This window comes from Bartonella sp. AC10YNML (genome assembly GCF_042196825.1).
Taxonomy (GTDB): Bacteria; Pseudomonadota; Alphaproteobacteria; order Rhizobiales; family Rhizobiaceae; genus Bartonella.
Map to the genome: position 1 here is coordinate 1 of NZ_JBHIRA010000051.1, position 1641 is coordinate 1641.

General features: G+C 40.2%; 2 protein-coding genes. Both read left to right on the forward strand.

Annotated elements, in window-relative coordinates:
* The first annotated feature begins 341 nt into the window (after window positions 1-341).
* Entirely contained in the window at window positions 342-848 is a 507-nt protein-coding gene (locus ACFINA_RS09530) for a hypothetical protein (protein WP_375615514.1), read from the forward strand.
* An 8-nt stretch (window positions 849-856) separates the two neighbouring features.
* Entirely contained in the window at window positions 857-1408 is a 552-nt protein-coding gene (locus ACFINA_RS09535; RefSeq protein WP_375607594.1) for a hypothetical protein, read from the forward strand.
* The last annotated feature ends 233 nt before the right edge of the window (window positions 1409-1641 follow it).

Genomic DNA, 1641 nt, shown 5'->3' on the forward strand with positions numbered 1-1641 from the left:
AGGCAAAGGGATTGAAATTTCTTGAGGAAGAGGTAAGCGTAGGGCGTGTCGTGTACTTGAGGAAGTTTTCGATGAGGGCAATGAATGAGGTTGATCTGGGACTGAGGTTGATCTTGGCCGCGTGCTTGGCTTTCAATAGAACACCCTTCCTTGGGAAAAGGGATGTTTGGGCTTGTAAGCGCTTCATGTATAAGCGCGTATAAGGCAAGTGAACAAAATACATAGAGGGGAATTATAGTGCTTGCTTTACTCTGAGAAGAGTGCTAAGCGAATCTACCGCGCTGGTGGCGTGCTATCAAATATTGAAGAGTGGGAATTTTAGAAGTGGGGGGAGTATCCGTATGATCGAAGATAAATCACAACACCAATCTGCCCATAAGGGAGATAGGGCCTTTGTATCGCAGCCCGTGTTGGATCAATCAGAAGCTTTCAAAAAATGGACGGCTCTCTCAACAGGCGATTATATCATCATTTGTTGTTTGGCTATCCTCTTGTTGGTGCTTTTTTCCGCGTCTGCCTATATGAGCCCTTTGGAATTTTTTCACGTTATATCCAAAGAACAGCTCCAAGCACTGGGACAAATGAAACAAGAAAGTTTTCAGGAAAGTCTTAAACACCCATTCCAAAATCCTATAATTCAGCATGTTCTTGATGCGGGATGGAATAGTGTTTGGGCTTTTTTATGTTTCTTGCCGCAAATAATTTTTGGCGTTCTTTTTGGGTTGTTTCCGCTCTTTTTTGTCTTTAACGCCGTATTTAAACGGGATGTGAAGGAAATGATGCTACAATGGGAAAACTTACCAGAGCAGAAACAGCTAGACAATCAATCTCTTAACAGAAGACAATAGGGGGAAAAGTGAGCGCTTCTTTAATCATTGGAATGTTGATTGCCGTAGGGACGGCAATTTTTATTTGTTCTGCAATTTTTATGGTATTCCTTTCTACCGTGGTGACAATCGTTGCACTTTATTATTCGTTGATAAAACGGACAATCTTGTTATTGGTGACGCAGCGAAAATTAAAAAAGGGTGCAGCGCAGAATTTGAGGCATTATCAGGCAGAGGGTAGGGGACAGAATACAGTTCTTGCAACACAGTTGCGTGCCTTTTCTTTTCAAGAATCCTTGCTTCTCTCAAAAAAAGATTATTTTATGATCTTTTCTATCGCCTTCGTTATGGTTGCACTTAGCACAGGTGTTGTCGTTTTTTTTGCTTTTCTTCCAAAATCTGCGGTTTTTTTGCACAATTACGTGCCTATGATAGTGCTTCACTTTATTGATTTTGTCATGCGACTGCTGTCATGGGTCTGGACATGTATTGTTGTTTCTTTACCTGTCATTTTAATTCTCCATAGTCTCCTTCAGTATGGCGTGCAAGAAACAGTAAAGGAATTAGAAACATTTGTTTGAGCAGAGGATAAAAATGATGATTTCACATCAATGCAATAGGGAAAAAAAGGGAGCATTATGATGCAGCATTTGGCTTTTTTAGGGGTCGTTATCATTGCCATTTTAATGGTTATGGTTATGATCCGGCTTCCTTACTTGTTGACCAAATATATCAGATTATCTTTTAAACTCGCTCAAGACTTGAAAAAGAGTACAACGCAAAAAAAGCAAGCCATACAACAATTGCGTAATGA